This window comes from Microcoleus sp. D3_18_C2, assembly GCF_036702395.1.
GTDB lineage: Bacteria > Cyanobacteriota > Cyanobacteriia > Cyanobacteriales > Microcoleaceae > Microcoleus.
Map to the genome: position 1 here is coordinate 22400 of NZ_JAUBTG010000056.1, position 18041 is coordinate 40440.

15 protein-coding genes and 1 pseudogene are annotated in these 18041 nt (G+C 45.8%); 5 read left to right on the plus strand and 11 right to left on the minus strand.

Features of this window, described 5'->3' with window-relative positions; genetic code table 11:
* Nucleotides 1–52: 52 nt before the first annotated feature.
* The 4 genes from QUA88_RS24320 to ebsA form a co-directional block, all read right to left on the minus strand.
* Entirely contained in the window at nt 53–469 is a 417-nt protein-coding gene (locus QUA88_RS24320) for an MAPEG family protein (RefSeq protein WP_333055489.1), read from the minus strand.
* A gap of 15 nt (nt 470–484) precedes the next feature.
* Nucleotides 485–988: a DNA recombination-mediator protein A gene (locus QUA88_RS24325; protein ID WP_190744281.1), complete on the minus strand. Its 504-nt coding sequence runs from the start codon at nt 986–988 to the stop codon at nt 485–487.
* Between the two features lie 245 nt (nt 989–1233).
* Nucleotides 1234–2331 carry a phosphotransacetylase family protein gene (locus QUA88_RS24330; protein WP_333055465.1) on the minus strand — a complete coding sequence of 366 codons (1098 nt, stop codon included), beginning with the start codon at nt 2329–2331 and terminating at the stop codon, nt 1234–1236.
* Between the two features lie 1655 nt (nt 2332–3986).
* Nucleotides 3987–4361, minus strand: a complete 375-nt coding sequence (gene ebsA, locus QUA88_RS24335; RefSeq protein WP_190737140.1) for a type IV pilus biogenesis protein EbsA — start codon at nt 4359–4361, stop codon at nt 3987–3989.
* A 246-nt stretch (nt 4362–4607) separates the two neighbouring features.
* Here ebsA and QUA88_RS24340 point away from each other — a divergent pair, with 246 nt between their 5' ends.
* The 4 genes and pseudogenes from QUA88_RS24340 (at nt 4608) to QUA88_RS24355 (ending at nt 10266) form a co-directional block, all read left to right on the plus strand.
* Nucleotides 4608–6125 (plus strand): glycosyltransferase family 2 protein, encoded by a 1518-nt coding sequence (locus tag QUA88_RS24340; RefSeq protein ID WP_333055464.1) that lies wholly within the window; start codon nt 4608–4610, stop codon nt 6123–6125.
* 338 nt (nt 6126–6463) lie between these two features.
* Complete coding sequence (locus QUA88_RS24345) at nt 6464–7693, plus strand: succinate--CoA ligase subunit beta (RefSeq protein ID WP_333055463.1); 1230 nt, start codon at nt 6464–6466, stop codon at nt 7691–7693.
* A 331-nt stretch (nt 7694–8024) separates the two neighbouring features.
* A pseudogene (gene iscB, locus QUA88_RS24350) lies at nt 8025–9297 on the plus strand (RNA-guided endonuclease IscB).
* 72 nt (nt 9298–9369) lie between these two features.
* Nucleotides 9370–10266, plus strand: coding sequence for a CoA-binding protein (locus QUA88_RS24355; protein ID WP_333055462.1), 897 nt, complete (start codon nt 9370–9372; stop codon nt 10264–10266).
* Between the two features lie 282 nt (nt 10267–10548).
* Here the strand turns inward: QUA88_RS24355 and QUA88_RS24360 are convergent, their stop codons facing one another.
* Nucleotides 10549–11250 carry an alpha/beta hydrolase gene (locus QUA88_RS24360; protein ID WP_333274261.1) on the minus strand — a complete coding sequence of 234 codons (702 nt, stop codon included), beginning with the start codon at nt 11248–11250 and terminating at the stop codon, nt 10549–10551.
* Between the two features lie 412 nt (nt 11251–11662).
* On the opposite strand from QUA88_RS24360, the gene hpsL reads away from it, so the two are divergent.
* Nucleotides 11663–13327: a hormogonium polysaccharide biosynthesis protein HpsL gene (gene hpsL, locus QUA88_RS24365; RefSeq protein WP_333208999.1), complete on the plus strand. Its 1665-nt coding sequence runs from the start codon at nt 11663–11665 to the stop codon at nt 13325–13327.
* 141 nt (nt 13328–13468) lie between these two features.
* On the opposite strand, the gene QUA88_RS24370 is transcribed toward hpsL, so the two are convergent.
* From QUA88_RS24370 to QUA88_RS24395, 6 genes are all read right to left on the minus strand, one after another.
* Nucleotides 13469–14845 carry a DPP IV N-terminal domain-containing protein gene (locus QUA88_RS24370; RefSeq protein WP_333209000.1) on the minus strand — a complete coding sequence of 459 codons (1377 nt, stop codon included), beginning with the start codon at nt 14843–14845 and terminating at the stop codon, nt 13469–13471.
* Between the two features lie 68 nt (nt 14846–14913).
* Complete coding sequence (locus tag QUA88_RS24375; RefSeq protein WP_333209002.1) at nt 14914–15360, minus strand: hypothetical protein; 447 nt, start codon at nt 15358–15360, stop codon at nt 14914–14916.
* A complete protein-coding gene (locus QUA88_RS24380) occupies nt 15357–16229 on the minus strand; it encodes a ParA family protein (RefSeq protein WP_333263615.1) in 873 nt (290 codons plus the stop codon). The genes QUA88_RS24375 and QUA88_RS24380 overlap by 4 nt, the downstream gene beginning before the upstream one ends.
* A 142-nt stretch (nt 16230–16371) precedes the next feature.
* Nucleotides 16372–16899 carry a hypothetical protein gene (locus tag QUA88_RS24385; RefSeq protein WP_333263617.1) on the minus strand — a complete coding sequence of 176 codons (528 nt, stop codon included), beginning with the start codon at nt 16897–16899 and terminating at the stop codon, nt 16372–16374.
* Nucleotides 16900–17607: a hypothetical protein gene (locus tag QUA88_RS24390; RefSeq protein WP_333274265.1), complete on the minus strand. Its 708-nt coding sequence runs from the start codon at nt 17605–17607 to the stop codon at nt 16900–16902.
* Nucleotides 17608–17679: 72 nt separating this feature from the next.
* Nucleotides 17680–17964, minus strand: a complete 285-nt coding sequence (locus QUA88_RS24395) for a hypothetical protein (RefSeq protein WP_333263622.1) — start codon at nt 17962–17964, stop codon at nt 17680–17682.
* Between the last annotated feature and the right edge of the window lie 77 nt (nt 17965–18041).

The window sequence follows — 18041 nt, forward strand, 5'->3', positions numbered from 1 at the left end:
CCAATAACCAATAACCAATAACCAATAACCAATAACCAATGACTACTGAAAATTAGCCGTTAACAGCCATTAAACTGAAATAGAATAAAGAAACAGTGCAAGAAGAACTAATCGCAAACATGAGCGATCGCCCCAGTGGCACATTGAGAATATAGAAAACCGAAAACAACAACCGGGCGATCGTAAAAGCGATCGCAGCCCAACCCGCCGGTTCCGAATCTACCCCCGTCACAAAAGCCATCAAAGCCGCCGCTGAAAACAGCATAAACGTCTCAAACGAATTTTGGTGAGCCCAAGTTGCCCGCTGAGCGTAAGCAGGCAACCTCTCAAACATAGCGCGGGGGGCTGCTTGGTCATAGCCTAGCTGCAAGCGGGCGAACGCCACCACCAAAAACGGTGCGTACACCAGCGCAGCCGCAGCAGCAATACAATCAAGCAGAATAACCGACACAGGTAATCCCAACAGCATCATCCGCCTCGCAGTTCAATCAAAATAGAACAGAGTAACCACCTTGCGCTGTTCCTCCGCATCCTGGCAAGTTTTCAGCAAAGTGTGGCTTTCGTGAAAAGCAAAACATATCAGTTGCTGGCAGCGAGAAATAATCTCCTGATTGCACATGGCGCTTGCTTCCGGGAGAGACAAGCTATCATTTTTGGGATTTTCTACCAAATGTATCACTTGTTCGAGTTGGTCGCGAGACTCCCGAGGCTGGCGACTCATGCTTTGTGGCAAAATCACCGTCAGCAGATTAGGATCTGCTCGCATTGCCCCCCGAATTGCGGCTGAATTGGTGCCTGTAGCGCCAGAAGTGATGAGCTGATTGCCTCCCAGAACTATGGCGTAGCTCAGCATCTCAATTAGCTGCTGGTGGGTAATAGGAACGTGGCGAGAACCCAAAAGAGCAATCCGCTTGGAGCCGGTTTGCTGGATCGCCGCAAGTTCTTGTAAAAAATCATCTACTCTGGGTAGCTCAATTGATTGACTCAAAGAATTTATTAAATTAAATAAAACTACGTTGTGGATTTTAGCAGACTCACTAGCCATTGCCGCCAAAAAGAAGTTAAGAATTGCTGATTTACGGGATCAGACTAGAGGAGCGGGAGAGTTGAGGAAGCCAGAGATCAAGGTAGAATTCAAGAAAAATTGAGAATTTAAGAATTTTACCTTTTTATTTATTTAAACAAAAAGTTCTCTCTGCCGAATACCTTCTTCTCTCAGCTCCGGCTCTCTTCTTAATGGACTCGATCGCCCAGGCCCAAGGATGCCATCATGCCATCAAGGTCAAAATGTTCTGCCATTAGCTGAGTAACGCATTCCACCTTGATCGGTTCGTGCAGGCGCACGCTGCCAAAGGTGCTGTCGATAATTTCTACCGTGGTTAAGGTATCCAAATCAACAGACAAAACCGGAATTTCCATTTCTTCTGCCCTGCCAATCACTAGGGGAGAAGGAGGCAAGTGGCCTGTCAAAATTAAGCACTGAGTCGAGCTCTCCAGAGCAGCTAGCTGAATGTCCGTGCGATCGCCCCCCGTCACCACCGCCATATTTCTCGCTTTGCGGAAATACTTCATAGCCGAACTAACATTCATCGCGCCAATTGTCAAGGTTTCCACCATCAAGTCCAAACGGTCTCGACGGCACAGCACATCAGCTTTTAATTGGTGCACCAATTCTTTGACGCTGACACTTCGCAGCAAAGCACTTCTCGGCAGCATTCCCAAAACTGGAATACCCGCAGCCTCCAGAAAAGGCCGCACAGTCGCCGTTACCGATTCGAGTTTGTCCGAGGGAACGTCATTGAGTACCACGCCCAGCAACCGCGAACCCAAACGCTGTTTAGCCGACAGCAAATCGTCTATATACAGATCGATCGGGCGAGCTACCAACAGCACAGAGGCATCAACTGTCTCAGCGATTTGAGCCAAAGACAAGTCAAACAGACTGCCTTCCTCCAAATTAGCTGGGCCTTCTAACAGCGCCAAGTCTCCGCTGGGAGCTTGCAAATATTGCGCTAAAGACTGGCGGTAATCTGTCTTGTCTTCTCCCCGCAAACGCTTGTGAACCGTCTCTTCATCCAAATACAGCAGTGTTGACGGCATCTGACTTTCTGAGAGATTCAGCGTCTCTACGGCGAACCGCACGTCTTCGTCCTCTATCCCAGCTCCGGGCGAGCTCAAACAGGTTCCCAGAGGTTTGCCGTAGGCGACTGCCAGTCCTTTTCCCCGGAGTCCGAGTGCCATCCCTAGGGCGATGGCAGACTTGCCACTGTAAGCTTTTGTGGAACCGATCAGCAAATATTTAGTCAATTTGGGTACGCCTTCAATCCTCAATGTGCACCTGTCTATTTCAATAAATTTAGTTTTTCAACAGTATTTCTGAACTGAGCCTCAATTTAGAAATAATATATTATACTCGATTATACTCGATTTTGTCGCTTTTGGGCAGATTGTTTTTTGGCGAAAATTTTTTATTTACCTGTTCGCAACCATTTTCTTCCCATTCTTTTTACTTGATTTTGGAAAACCAGTTTTTAAATTGTTTGTTTTGCCAGCAGTTTTTGATAATTATTTATCGCTGATATTTTTTTAATCAAAAATTTTAAATTATAAATTTTTAGTCATGTTTCTTGCTATAATTAGATATTAATACCGACTTTTATCAAATAAATATAACAGGGTATAAGTGGGAATTTGACTAGGAATAACCTATTAATAGGGCTTGGTGCAGTTTTTGTTGGGTATATACCAATCCTCGCATCATTTGTGAATTTCTTACCCCCTCCGCTTCGTAAGGGAGGGTTGGGGTGGGGTAAAAAAAATACGACTCCTGCAAGGATTGTTATAATACAGGTATTTTGTAGGAATCAAGCCCGGTGCTTGCCCGATCATTCTTGCATATAATCGACAATCGATATAGCAATCATAAATAATTCATGTAAATTTGTAGGGGTAGTGCTAAGAGTGCCTACCCCCTATCTATCGGGGCAACTGGGCGTGGGATTGCCCCTACAATAATTACGCGAATGATTTAGGGTTGCTATATGTATTATTAGTTATTCATTATTAGTGCGATCGCCCGCGTTAAAGCTGAACACTGGCAATGCGAGCAATAAGCTCCTTATAATCGGGATTCTAGCTTCTAAACACATAAATTGTCGGGCGGCGCGGGCTGGAATTTCGGCAGCCTTTGGGCTGATTGCGATGCTAGGCAGATCGCCGTCAAGGGCTGTAGATTAATTTTCCTTGGGCGGATCTACAGCGCTTTCCTCTCAGCTACCGAGTCGCAAAATTTGAACGAAATCGGACGGCGCGATTCGCCTAACGGCGATAGCTTCGCTCGCGCTTACTCGCACAGCACCCATGTCCGAAATAGACTTTTGGACTTTTACCAGAACAAAGTACAGTAGTTTTCAATTGGATGAAATACAGGTAGCGAACTCTGTATCACGCTCAACTGAAAACTGCGGTAGATTTACTTTAGCAATGGGGATAAGTGCTGACCCCCAAAGGGATTATTGAGAACGATCCAACAACTCACTTACTATTTCCGCTTCTCAAATAAAATTGGCTCCCCAATCATGTAATGTTGCCGTCGTGGCTTTACACTATTGGTGGGTCAGTTATAGCGCCCGTCAATCGATTTGAGATTTGAGATTTGAGATTTTAGATTGAAGAAAGCAAGCCCACTGATAAATCCGGGGGCTGGCGATCGGGATTCTGAGCTTTTTTCTCGATCCCCGAATCAATCCGGGGGCCCCGGATTAAATTGCTTGATTGTCAATTGCGGACTTTCGGGAGTGCGACTATCGATTTTAGATTTTAGATTTGAGATTTTAGATTGAAGAAAGCAAGCCCACTGATAAATCCGGGGGCTGGCGATCGGGAGCGAGGAGCTTTTTTCTCGATCCACGAATCAATCCGGGGGCCCCGGATTAAATTGCTTGATTGTCAATTGCGGACTTTCGGGAGTGCGACTGCGGTGAAAGTTATTCATCCATTCGCATCAGCTTGCGGTAAAACGTTTTAGAAAAATCGACAGTACGAGTTCGCTGAAAAGTCAGGAGAACCTCAATTAAGCAACTAACAAACTCAGAGCTTTGCATAGTCACTTCGTAGCTGAGTTCAGCATTGCCGTCAAACAACACCCGACAGCGGGTTAAGTCGATCGGCAGCGACGAGATATTCCAACTAGCGACAAACGGCACGCTCTCCCCGCCGTCAATTTTTCTTGCTCCCTCCAAGGTTTTGAGCTTGTAGAGGCCAATAGCGTGCGGTAAAAACTTACGCCTGGGCTCTTGACAGAAAGGCGCGTAGACTTTCACTTCTTTGTCATCGGCTGGCTTGAGTTGAGGAATAGACATATTTCCACCTCAGACAATTATTACTAACAGATAGTTTAGATCCCCTGAAAAAACTAGCAGATATTCCAGGTCGATCGCAAGCAAAAGTCAAGCTAAATACTCTATGCAGTACCTGTTTACCAGGGCCGTACAATCACCGAACCCGCTGGTTGTCCTCCCGTCCGCTTTCGACAAAAGCCCAGAAACTGATACAGTAGATGCTTATATCTAAAATCAAAAACTATTGGTGGTTGAATCAAGTAACCTATGCAGGAGAGTTCTTGGCCAGAAAACGACGCTCGCAGCGAGCTTAACTTGGACATCTCTGATTTAGCTCAAGAAGAGCTCAAGAGTTTGACCTCGAACTCGAAGCTCAGCAAAGTATTTGCTATATCAGACATTGGCGACAGGGTGTTTGACGCGGAAACAAAAGCAGAGCTCCCGGTGGCGGTGTCTGTGCCGGGAACTCCCTCCTTTCCTCAAAATCTGTACCGGGGAAGGCGCGGAAAAGCTGCCGCAGTGCTGGCTGCGATTTGGGCCGGCACGATCGCCCTGCACTTGATTTCTTGGGGTGCGTGGGTAGTGTGGGGGTTGACGGGACTGCTGTGGATGCAAGCATTTCGAGTTTTGTTTGCCCAGCCCAAGCCCGCACTGCCGCCTCTTGCGGATGAAAGTCGAGAGGATTGGCCCTATGTGTCGCTGCTGGTAGCGGCGAAAAATGAGGAAGCGGTGATTGCCCGATTCGTAGAATCCATCTGCAATGTAGATTATCCGATCGACCGCTACGAAGTTTGGGCGATCGACGATCACAGCAGCGACGCCACGCCGCTAGTATTGGAACAGCTAACCAAAAAGTACCCCCAGCTCAAAGTATTTCGCAGAGGAGCAAATGCCAGCGGCGGCAAGTCGGGAGCACTGAATCAAGTGTTACCGCTGACTCGCGGGGAATTTGTGGGAATATTTGACGCCGACGCGACGGTAACGCCAGACTTGCTGCGCCTGGTACTGCCGGTGTTCGATGCAGAAAAGGTAGGGGCTGTGCAAGTCAGAAAAGCCATCGCCAATGCTTCGGTAAATTTTTGGACTCGCGGCCAAGAAGCAGAAATGGCTCTCGACAGTTTTTTCCAGCAGCAGCGGATTGCGATCGGCGGCATTGGAGAATTGCGCGGTAACGGCCAATTCATGCGCCGCACCGCCTTGGAAGGCTGCGGAGGCTGGAACGAGGAGACGATTACCGACGACCTGGATTTGACGGTGAGGCTGCACCTAGACCGCTGGGACATTGAATTTCTCTCTTTCCCAGCCGTGTCAGAAGAAGGAGTCACTAACGCTCGCGCTCTGTGGCATCAGCGCAATCGCTGGGCAGAAGGTGGCTATCAGCGTTATCTTGACTACTGGCGGCTAATTTTGCGGAACCGCATGGGAACTGGGAAAACTTGGGATTTATTTGGATTTTGGGTATCTCAATATTTCTTACCCACAGTAGCCCTACCCGACTTTGTGATGTCAATTGCGCTGCGCCGGATGCCGATCGCCAGTCCCATAACTTTTATGACCCTTACATTGTCGGTGGTGGGAATGTTTGTCGGTTTGCGCCGCACTCGCAAAGAAACCAAATTTGACGTAAGGCGAGTTTTTCTCACCGGGCTGCAAACGCTGCGGGGTACTGTGTATATGTTCCACTGGCTGCTGGTAGGGACTGTAACGGCTCGGATTGCGGTACGGCCCAAGCGGCTCAAATGGGTCAAAACCGTCCATCAAGGCGCTGTTAATAGCCTCAAGTAAACAATTCGCAGAAATATCTCGGCACAGTATGGCCGAAAGTCCGAAGATTTTGCGAGACAAAAAAACACCAACGCTCGCCAAATATCTCCCTGCCAGATCCTAAGAGTAAAATTTGGCAATTTCGAGAAAAAAACACTTTGAAACAGCTTAGGTAATAGGTAATCGGCGAGCGGTAATAGCGAATAAGTAATCGGCCATACAAAAGTCTAAAATTAAAAGATAAAAGCGAGAATTTTTAACTTTTAACTTGACAAAAAACCAATTACTATCTATTAATTATGAATTGCCAATTAGGACGAATTGCTTGTTGCCAACTACCCGTCACCCGTAATTGATAAATGGATTTGTTAGAGTACCAAGCTAAATCATTATTTCGCCAGATGGCAATTCCGATTTTGCCGTCGCAGCGGATTGACAATCCCGCTGACCTCAAAGGACTGAAAATTCCTTACCCCGTTGTACTCAAATCGCAAGTGCGGGCTGGGGGACGGGGCAGGGCCGGCGGTATCAAGTTTGTAGAAAATACGATCGATGCAGTAGCAGCAGCCCAAACAATTTTTAATTTGCCGATCGAGGATGAATATCCCCAAGTCCTGCTGGCAGAAGCAAAGTACAACGCCGACCAAGAATTGTACTTAGCGGTACTCCTAGACCCCGTAGCGCGACGCCCGGTGCTTCTGGGGTCGAGCCAAGGAGGTATGGATGTCGAAGGGTCGATCGACCAAATGCAGCAAGTTGCCGTAGATCAAGAATTTTCCCCATTCTACGCGAGGCGTCTCACGCTGAAAATGGGATTGCAGGGAGACTTGATTCAATCGGTGAGCACTATTGTCGAAAAAATGTACCGACTGTTTGTCGAAAAAGATTTAGATTTAGTAGAAATCAATCCTCTCGGCATCAGTCCAAGGGGAGAGGTAATGGCTTTAGACGGTAAAGTCACCGCCAACGACGATGCCTTGGGACGACATCCAGATTTGGCAGCACTCTCGGAGAAGAAGCTCTTGGGCGGGTTGGCACGGGAAAGAAGAAGTCCCCATGCTGGGGGCGATCGCTCCCATTCCCAGTCCAAGGTTCAGCAGTCGCCGGAGTTTGACCCCAAATCTAAATCCCCAATCTCGAATTCCGAATCCCTGCAATTAATCGAACTAGACGGGAATATTGCGATTTTGTGCAACGGAGTGGGCCTGACAATGGCAACTCTAGATGCTGTAACCCACCAAGGAGGAAAACCAGCTAATTTTGTGAATATTGGTTCCCTAGACCGCTACTATGCAGCAAATGCCCTGCGCGATCGCGTGGAGTTGGGTCTGGAGTTAGTCGCTCAGGATAAAAGCGTTAAGGTGATACTTGTAAATATTTTGGGCAGCGCCTCCAAGACTGAGGAAATAATCGCTGCAGTAGCCGGCTATTTGGAACGGAAAGCTCGCGCTAACCGCCACATCCAAGTTGTGCTGCGACTGGTAGAGATCGATGCTGATGCTGTTAAAAAGCGTTTGGGACAGTTGCCGGTGCAGCTAGCTAGCACTTTGGATGAGGCTGCGGCCGCTTCTGTATCCTCCGCCAAGTAGGGGCAGTCGATCGGCAAAAAATGAGATTTCTTTACAGATGAAGGCCTTCTGCTTTTTACAGATCGAGTGTCAAGTGGGAAAAAGTCAATCACCCGGCGCTGCTCGGAGTACCGAGACAGCGCGGGCACAGAAATTGCCTAGTTGACCAGTCTAAGTGGTTCGCCCACTACGTTTAAGGTAAGTGTTGAAGTACCTACCGGAGGATGCGTGCTAGTCTTCCGCTCTAGAACTTAAAAGTTAAACAGGTGTAAGGGTTAAGCCAGTGCTTTTAAGATAGTTACCGACCTTAAACATTGACGAAGCAAACATTACCCCGTAAGGGAGGACTTAAATGTCTAATTTGGTTTTTGTACTTGATACCAAAAAACGACCGCTCAATCCAATCCGCCCAGGATTGGCACGTAAATTGCTAACTATTGGCAAAGCTGCTGTCTTCAAAAGGTATCCATTTACGCTAATTTTGAAAGTAGAGGTAACAGTACCGCAAAAACCAATCACTCTCAAAATAGATCCTGGCTCTCGAACTACTGGAATTGCGTTAATACAAGGAGAAAACGTAATCTTTGGTGCAGAGCTAACACACCGAGGACAAGCTATTAAAGCCAGCCTTGAATCTCGCCTTTCATTGCGTAGAGTCAGGAGAAATCGCCATACCCGCTATCGTCGGGCTAGATTCTCAAACAGGACTCGCCCTAAAGGTTGGCTAGCCCCAAGTTTGCAGCACCGCGTCGAAACAACACTGACATGGGTGACTAGATTGATGAAACTCGCCCCCATTGCTTCTATTGCTCAAGAGCTTGTCCGATTTGACTTACAGCAATTAGAAAACCCAGAAATTTCTGGAATCGAGTACCAACAAGGCGTTTTGCATGGCTATGATATCCGCGAGTATTTGTTGAACAAATGGGAGAGAAAATGCGCTTACTGTGGTGAAATAAATACACCATTACAAGTCGAGCACATTCATCCCAAAGCCAAAGGCGGAGCTAATCGCATTTCTAATCTTTGCCTTGCTTGCGATGCTTGCAACAAAAAGAAAGGTACTCAAGATGTTGAGCAATTCTTGTCTAAAAAGCCAGAGATTTTGAAGCGGATTCTATCTCAAGCAAAACGTCCGTTAAAAGACGCAGCAGCCGTCAATTCGACTCGTTGGACATTATTTAATCGACTCCGTACAACTGGCTTGCCTGTTTCTACAGGTAGTGGTGGCTTAACGAAGTTCAACCGCATTCAATTAAATTTACCTAAAACTCATTGGCTAGATGCAGCTTGTGTCGGAAAGGTTGAGTCATTGAAGATTTTAACAAGCAAGCCACTATCGATCAAAGCAACTGGTCACGGGACACGTCAAATGTGCCGCACTGGCAAATTCGGCTTTCCATCTCGCTATGTTCCCCGGTTTAAGTTTGTTAAAGGTTTTCAAACGGGAGATATTGTCAAAGCGATTGTAACCTCTGGCAAGAAAATTGGTACATACGTTGGACGTGTTGCCGTAAGAACCAGTGGCTCATTCAATATTTCCGCCGAGCGAATTAGTGTCAGGGATTAGCCACAAGTATTGTTCAGTTATTCACAGAAAAGATGGTTATTCGTATGCAGCATAAACCTTGCCCCCCTTTTCCTCTCGCCGCTGACCTGGGTACAGGTACAGCGGGAGTCTCCAAGGGGGAAGAAAGATGAATTTAACTCCTGAAAGCAAAGTCCTAGTACAGGGCATTACAGAATCTCCCGCGTCCACCCGCGCCGCCCTGATGATGAAAGCATACGGCACGAATGTAGTCGCCGGTGTTAGTCCCGGTCGGGGGGGGCAGGAAGTGGAGGGAATTCCGATTTTTGATTTGGTAGAACAAGCAGTGGCGGCAGTGGGTCAGGTTGACACTGCGGTAATTTTGGTAGACGCTTACTCCGTGCTGGATGCTGCTCTAGAAGCGATCGCCGGAGGAATTCGGCAAATCGCGATCGTCACAGGGGGAGTGCCTCCTCTGGATATGGTGCACTTAGTCAGAAAAGCAGAAGCCACCGAAACTTTGGTAATCGGGCCCAACAGTCCGGGGATTATTGTGCCCGACAAACTGCTGCTGGGAACTCACCCCAAGGAATTTTACACTCCCGGCCCGGTGGGAGTGATCAGTCGCAGCAGCACTTTGACTTACGAAGTTGCCCTAGAACTGACGGAGGCCCGGTTGGGACAGTCGATGGCGGTTTGTATTGGTTGCGACGCGATTGTCGGTTCTTCTTTTATGCAGTGGCTGCAAATTTTGGACGAAGACGACAGTACGGAAGCGATAGTTTTGGTGGGGGAAGTTGGCGGGTGGAGTGAACAAGCTGCAGCTTCTTACATCGCCTCGGCGATCGACAAACCCGTGGTTGCTTATCTAGCCGGCCGCTACGCTCCCAAGGGGCCGTCTTTGGGCCACGCCGGCATCCTGATCAGTTCTAGGGCTGCTGCCCAGAAAGCCTTTGGAGTTTCGGCCCCAAACAAAATGGCTGCCTTTGAAGAGGCGGACATACCTGTGGCGGCTCGACCTTCCGAGATTCCTAAGTTGCTCAAAAAATTGCTCAAGAAAAATTGATTGCTTTGGGAGTTTTCACACAAGTCCTAACCCTCTTGGGGGTTGGGATAAGGGTAGGGCGGGGGCGGGTTTGGTCTCATATCATTTCCGGTAACACTCATACATGATGTTGACGGTTGACGGTTGACTGTTGACGCCGTGAACCGTGAACCGTCAACAGTGAACAGTGAACAGTGAACTCGGATTTACTATTCCGATGAAGAGTGGATTTGATATCAAAAGTGTCTGCAGAATGCCACAACAGCGGCTTCAACCCGCCTTTAGGACAAATTTAGGATTTTTTTACCAAAGCCCTCTGACCGGCATCACAGGCTGCGGTTGGGGTGCTGGCAATGGCGCGGCGCGGCGCGGCGCTGGAGGCGGAGTTGTTGGCTGCACGCTGGGGCGAGGTTCGATCGGCCTTTCGGTGGGATTTGTTTCAGTTGTGCGAGTTGTCGATCGCGTCACATCTTCAAGCAGGCTTCGCAGAGTTCCAGCTATACTCTGAACTTTCCCAACAGCGGTGCGAAGGCTGGCAACATCTACGTAAACCTCCTTGAGAGGATACTTTTTCAGGATTTCTAGCAGCGATACCTTACCGTCATCCCCGGATGCCAGGATCACCGCTGCCCGCAAAGCTTTCCCGCTTTCTGTGCGGCGCTGAGTCCGAATTGCTTGACCGATGTCGTCAGTGATCTTTTCTCCTGGGGTGCTGTAAACTACCCTCGCCAGATTAGCAGGCTTTAAACCAATTTCTAAACCCATGAACCCCCGCAGTAATTGCGCGTCCATTTTGGAGAACCGGATAATTTGTTGGAGGGTTGGCGTCGTCGTGCCGTTTTTAGCAAATTCTTCTAAGTCGCTGATGTTGATGGCTTGTCTGATCGGGCCAAATGTGAGGACAACTTTTTCGGCCCCTAATGCTCTACTGCTGCTAGATAATATGCTCCCGCTTGCTCCTAAAAGTAGGGCAATGCCGATCGATACAAATTTTGTTAATTTCATATTCACCGCAACATTAAAATTATTTTTTCGAGATTTGTACATTTTTGTACATTGTACAGTATAGATGCAGCAGTTATATTCTACAAGGTCGCCAGTCTAATTTGTGCCCGCGTCACACCGACAATCTCGACCGAGACTTTTTCTTATCTTGACTTTAAGAATAAGTAACGATCGTCAATTAAATCATTTCCCTTTTTTCTTGTGGGATGGGCCTAAGAGCCCGCCCAGAAAGGACGGGCTCTTAGGCCCATCCCACAACAGTCATGAAAAGTGGATTTTATTTAATTCTCATCCCTAACCATATCTGCCGACCTATTTTTGATTCTCTTCATTCTGCCTTCTACCTTTTACATCAGAGTGCCTTCTACATCAGAGTGCCTTCAGCCTTCTACATAAGTGCCTTTTAGAAATTATGTTGAAAACCAAGCGCAAATCCAAGAAATCCAAACACAAGCACAGCGAAAAAACCACAGCGCTCAGCAAAAAAGAAGTAACTGCACAAAAACGCAAAATTTCCCAAAAGCGCAATGAAGTGGTGCAGGCGATCGCCATAAGCTGCTTAATCACCGTTGCTCTCAGCATTCCCCTGTTTTTCGTAGCCGGCCCTAAGATTGCTATTGCAGGAGGCGCAGCCGCAGCCATCTTGCTGCTTTCCTACAAATACCCCCGTCAAGCTTTGTGGACTTTTCTAATTTACCTGCCTTTCAGCGGTACAATTACCTACGCAATTGGCGGCGGGAATGCTGCATTTCAAGTAGCCAAAGATGCTTTCTACATACCAGCTCTCATCGCCCTAATTCAAAGCTGCAAAAAGAAACAGTTGCCCCTGTTCATTCCCAAACAAATGCTTTCTACCTTCAGCATCCTGTTGATGATGGCAATGCTGACTTTAATTTTTGTCAACGGGGAGATGCAGCTCAACCCTAGGGGGGGCGACAAACCAATTCTGCAAGGAATTCTCGGCTTAAAAGTATTGATAGGTTATATACCGCTGATTGCTTGTACCTATTATCTGCTCCGCACTAAGAAGGATTTGGTGTTTTTTAGTCGAATGCACATCGTTTTGGCGATCGTTTGCTGCCTTCTCGGTTTGATTCAGTACCTGTTGCTGCAAAGTGGAAAGTGTGCGGGAACCAGAGGCATGATCGGAGCAGAATTATATAAAGCAACGCTGGAAGCTAGATGTTTTGTCGGCGGTTCTTTAGTGTTCAGTCCAGAAGTCAAGTTTGTCCGCTTGCCGGGAACTTTTGTCGCGCCTTGGCAGTGGGCGTGGTTTTTAATTTCTAATGCTTTTTTAACCTTTGCCTCTGCCTTTTGCGATCCTTCATTCTGGTGGCGCGTTATCGGTTTATTTGGCATGGCATTAGTATTTGCCAATGCAGTTATTTCCGGTCAAAGAGCTGCTTTAGTTATGGTTCCAGTTGCTACAGCAATCCTGCTAGTTCTCACCGGTCAATTAGTTAATTTAAAACGATTTATTCCCATTGGTGCAGGACTGGCGATTCTGCTATTTGTCGGTGCAGCTATTAACCCGGGAATTATCGAGCAGCGGTGGGATAGTTTTGTTAGTCGCTGGAATGCTGCACCGCCCCAACAGTTTCTCTTTAATCAGTTCGAGCAGAGCAACAATTTTATCATTGATAGACCTCTGGGCAGAGGTGTGGGACGAGCAACTAATTCAACGCGAATATTTGGTGCAACGCAGCTAATTGAAACTTTTCAACCTAAGTTGATATACGAACTAGGTTATCCGGGAATGATTAGTTTTCAGATGATGCTTTTACACTTAGCTTTTCTAACTTTTAGAGCTTACCGATCTGTCAAGGACAAAAGTTTGCGGAGTTACGGAGCTAGTTTTTGGGTGTTTGTTGCCTTTATTACGATCAATACTCAATACTATCCGCTGGATGTAGATCCAGTGTCGGTGTATTATTGGGTTTTAGCTGGAGCGATTTTAAAGTTGCCCAAAATTGATAAACAGGTACAGGATGAAAAACAGCAGGAAGTTGAGTCAAATGAATTGCAAGTTCACCAGCCATTAAAGGAGAAAAAAATTCTTTCATCTTCCCCAATTTGAGAATTATTCTGAGTGTTGAGTTTGGTGGATTTTTTCTTGTTAAGTAACCCGCTTTCGCTGCGGGGGAATGCCAATATAGCCCGCCCTGCTGGGTTTATCTGTGCTAAAACTCACCCCTACAGCATATTGTTGCTCTTAAGTTTACTGCGGTTGCCAAACCGGATTGCTAGGATACAAATCTTTGTCATTTGTCAATTTATTCAATCCTGAACCGTCCAGGTTAATTACATACAAGTGGCTTTTTTCGCCTTCGGTTTCATTATATATAAAAGCAATTTGATTGCTGTCAGAATACCAAGCTAATTCTGAAATTTTTGACGGTTTTAGCCTGGTGGCTAGTTGATTTAGCTGGTTGCCGTCAGCATTGATTGTGTAGAGTTTTTGATTGTTGAACTCTCCGGCGACGAAAGCAATAAATTTGCCATCCGGCGACCACGAAATTTCGTCGTAGTTTCTGGGTTTTTGGGTGAGGTTCTTGGCTGTCCCCCGGTTAATGTCGATCAGGTAAATATCTTGCTGTTCGCCTGATAAATCGCCGAGTTTATTGTAATAGTAAGCAATTCGGCTGCTGTCTGGCGACCAAAATAATTTGACGTTGTAAACCTGATGTTGCGGGTTGTTTGTCAAATTTTTGAGGTTGGTTCCATCGGCATTAATTGTGTAAATTTGCTGTTTCGGATAAGCGCCGAACAGGAAAGCAATTTTTGTGCGATCGGGCGACCAAAAAAGTTGACTGCCGCCGGATATATATTCGCCGGGACTTTTAGTTAGTTTGGTCATTACCGAACCGTCGGCATTCATTTTGTAGATATTTTTATCCTTGACAAATGCTACTTGCTGACCGTCCGGCGAAAGGTAAAATTCTGATGAAATTTCTGTTTTAGGCGGCTCTCCTCCTACTTCCAAATTCCTAACTAATTTAGTTCCTTGGATGCCAGAAGTGTCGCTTGTATAAAGTGATTGACTGCCGGGAGTATCAGAGGTAAACCCGTCGCAAGAACGGGCAAAAATAAATTTCTGGCTGTTGGAAAACCAAGCTATTTCAAAATTAGGTGCTTTGCAACCACCCTCAGCAAACTGTTTAGTTAGTCGAGAACCGTCAGCATTGACTGTATAGATGTCGCTGTATCCGCCAACGAAAGCCAGTCGCTGGCCGTTGGGCGACCACACGAGGGGACTGTTAACATCTATATTAGGTGTAAGTTCGCGGCGACCGGAACTGGTAGCATTGAGGGCAAATAAACTGTTTCTGGGCTCGCTGCCCCGCATCTGGAGGGCGGTAAACGCTAGTATCCTTGGTTTTTGGGCTGCGGTTGGGGGAGGGCTGTGAAGGCTCAAAAACAAGCTGATTAAGACTGTTAGGGAGATGAGGGCGATCGCACTTATCGGCCATAATTTATGGAAGCTGAAAAGTTGCAGAATTTGCCACAAGCTTTTCAGGGGCGGCCAAGATTCCCAACCCCTAGTCCCCACACTCAACTGAAAATCTTGTGGAACAAGCTTTTGTGGAACGGGCATCTTGCCTGTTCCATATCGCAGAGGGAAATGCAAGTTAAAACGCATTTTATCGATTCCTCTGCTAATTTTCAAAGTGTTTGTCGGTCTATATGCCGCGACAGCCTCAAACTCTGTTTAATTCTGCCAATAATTAGCTCAAACATTTTTTTGCGGGACGGATTCTTGCTGCTGGGTGGCATCCCTAACTCGCAACACATTAAGTTCAAGTCAGTTGCACTCATGGCCAACAACTTTTGCCTCACCTCTTCTTCATTACCATTCTTAGCTTGTAAACGCAGTTCTTCATAAACTTCTAGAACATTAGCCGCCGATAAATTAGCAGGTTTATTAACATCAGCACCCCTAGGGATATCCGAAGCTTTTGAGCCAGCAGACATCACTCCCCGCTTGACTTGAGTCTCAAGCCGGGTTAATTTTCGAGCAACGTCCCGCAAGATTTCCTTAAGTTCGCCAATTTCCTCAACTAACCCCCCGCTTTCTTGTTCGGAAGCAGCCAAACTTTCTTTTTTACTCATTTCAGATACTCCTCACACTCGCGCCAGAGTTTTTCAAATTCTCTAACTAATTCTCGCGGCAGTTCTCCCTCATTAATCGCCCGTTTTAGCCCGACGCTTTCCCGAATCGTCGATTCTAAAAATCTAACTTCTATGTTATTATCTTTGGATATCTCATCGCAAAGTCTCTTTACTTCTCTCATGTAAAACTGAACTTCATTTGTCAGCAATCCTCCATAGGTTTTAGCTTTATTCATAAAGACTGCTATCTTGGGAAACGGATAAGGCTCAATCCGTTTCTGAAGCGAGTTTAAAACTAAACTCAATCCCCTAGAACCAAAATAATCGGGATTGACGGGAATTAATATTAAGTCGCAGCAAGAGAGTACGCTGTAGGTGAGGAGACTGAAGGAAGGCGAACAGTCAAAAAGCATCAAGTCGTATTTGGGGAGATTGGCAGAGTTGGCGATTTTGCCGATGAATCGGCGGATGAAGTCTTTAACACTTTTCCCCTCAAATCCATCGATATCCAACCAATACAATTCTTCAACTGAAGGGACAAAATGCAACTGTTCGTCAATCTGATAAATGGTGTCGAAACCAACGGGAAATTTAAAATTCTGTCCGGCTTTTTTAAAGACTTCTAGGGCGTCGTAAATTGTAAGTCTATGCTTGAGAGATTTTTCGTACCACTTACCAAATTTGTCATCTAAATGACCTGTATTTTCGTTAAGTCCGATCGCCTCTGTGAGCGACATTTGCGGGTCTAAGTCTAACATTAGAACTTCTAGGTCTGTGCTTTGGGATATAATATTTCCCAGGCTCCAGGTGACGGTGGTCTTTCCGACACCGCCTTTAAAGTTGATTACGGCTATGGATTTTGGACTCATGGCTGGCTTTGTTTAGATTTTGCTCAAATATAAATTAAAACATATTGTGGCGGTTAGCGGAGAGGGCGATCGGCCTGATGTGTCAATTGACATGAAATATCGAATAGTTCCTCCTATGTTGGCTTAGATAGACGAATTAAATTCAACTCACAGCCAGAAGCTCATTCAGCTTATTTTTTAACTCTGGGGATGCCATTAATGGATTATAGACTTCCCCCTCATATGGTTGCCATATATAACTAGGACTAAATGGTCGAAAAACTGGTAATATTTCTAGCCCATGAGTAAGTTCCTTTGCCAAAACTAATCCCGGAATAGATAAATTAGATAAATCCTCCATAAGTTCACTATAGGTTCTGAATTCATCAACTTCAACCCCAACCAAAGCATAGCGAAAGCAAGGAGCAAACCGTAGATTTAGATAAAATAAAATACCTAACTCAGTCATCACATAAGCACTTTCAGGGCTATCTATTCCCGCTTCACTAACATTATTGGGATAAACCCGACACCACCAGTTTCGATCCATATCTTGAAAAGTATCTGTTCGACATAGACATTTGCGATTATTTGACAGCATCCATTCTATGCCCTCAAAGTGTTGAGCAAATTTATTAACATTGGCTTCATCAGAGCCACACTCTGCCGATAAACTGAATATCCACGCCATCTAAGTAGGAGACTGAAAAGTTTTCCTATACAATGCCAATACTTGATTATTTTGAGTAAAATCTGATGTGGCAGTTTTATCCAATTTATCCAATATTGCAATAACCATGTTTGAAGTAGTTTCACAAGCCCATTTAGCAGCCTTAGCATTGCTAACTAGCAATGTTATTGACTGAACACTTGTATGCTGTTGAAAAATTCCCTTACTTCGGAGCTTTTCTATGAGTTTCCGTCCTACATACTTATATATTTTATCTTCATCAGGCTCTATCAGATCTTCGGGCTTAAGATGGACTAAGCAATCACGTAATTTGAATAAGTCTGCAAAGTCTTGGTAAGGGGAACTTCCTTTGTCAAACTTGCTTCCCAATGCCTCGCTGGCTAACATAAACTTTTCCCCTGTACTTTTCCACTTACCATTAGGCTTTTTGGCAGGTATACCGTCTGTGCTAGATTCCTCTATTGCATCGATTAACTTATCAAGCCAATTCTCACTAAATCCAGACAGCTTTTCCATCTTTGCAATGGCTAGCAACTCATTAATAAATGCCTCAAGTGCCAGAGCAGAAAAAACAATTGCGACCATTGCATCCCTCTGTTTATGCTTTTCATTACCTTTACTTGCTTTCTGGTATCCATCTTTTGCAATTTCAAATAAATAATCGGAGTCTATAATAAATCCTGGGGGTGGTTGCATAGGTTTCTTCATGTGTAATCTCTTTCTAGCATCTAAGGTTGGCTTTTAGGATCAAGTTGCTTGAGGCGTTTTGCCTTTCCCATGTCAATATCCTCTTCCCATAGTTCTTTCTATATCTTGTACAACTTGTTCAACAGCACCAACAAAACTTAAATCTTTGCGCCAGTAATGACACGCAAGAAAAGCACCTAAAACTGTCTCAATAAAATCATCAGCAGTAGGCATCAAGTTTCTTGTCAGCACTGTGACGATTGTGGAGCGGAACTCTTCAATCTGTGCCTGGGTATATTCATCATACTCAGGATTACCAGAACGACCAACATCAACAACTTTAATCCTTACCCTGTTGTGACTATCACCTTGTACCATAGTTCCATTGCCTTTTCATAGTAAGCCATTTGGCCTTGTGCTTTAAACAATTGTGCGGCTTTCTGTAAATCCTCAAG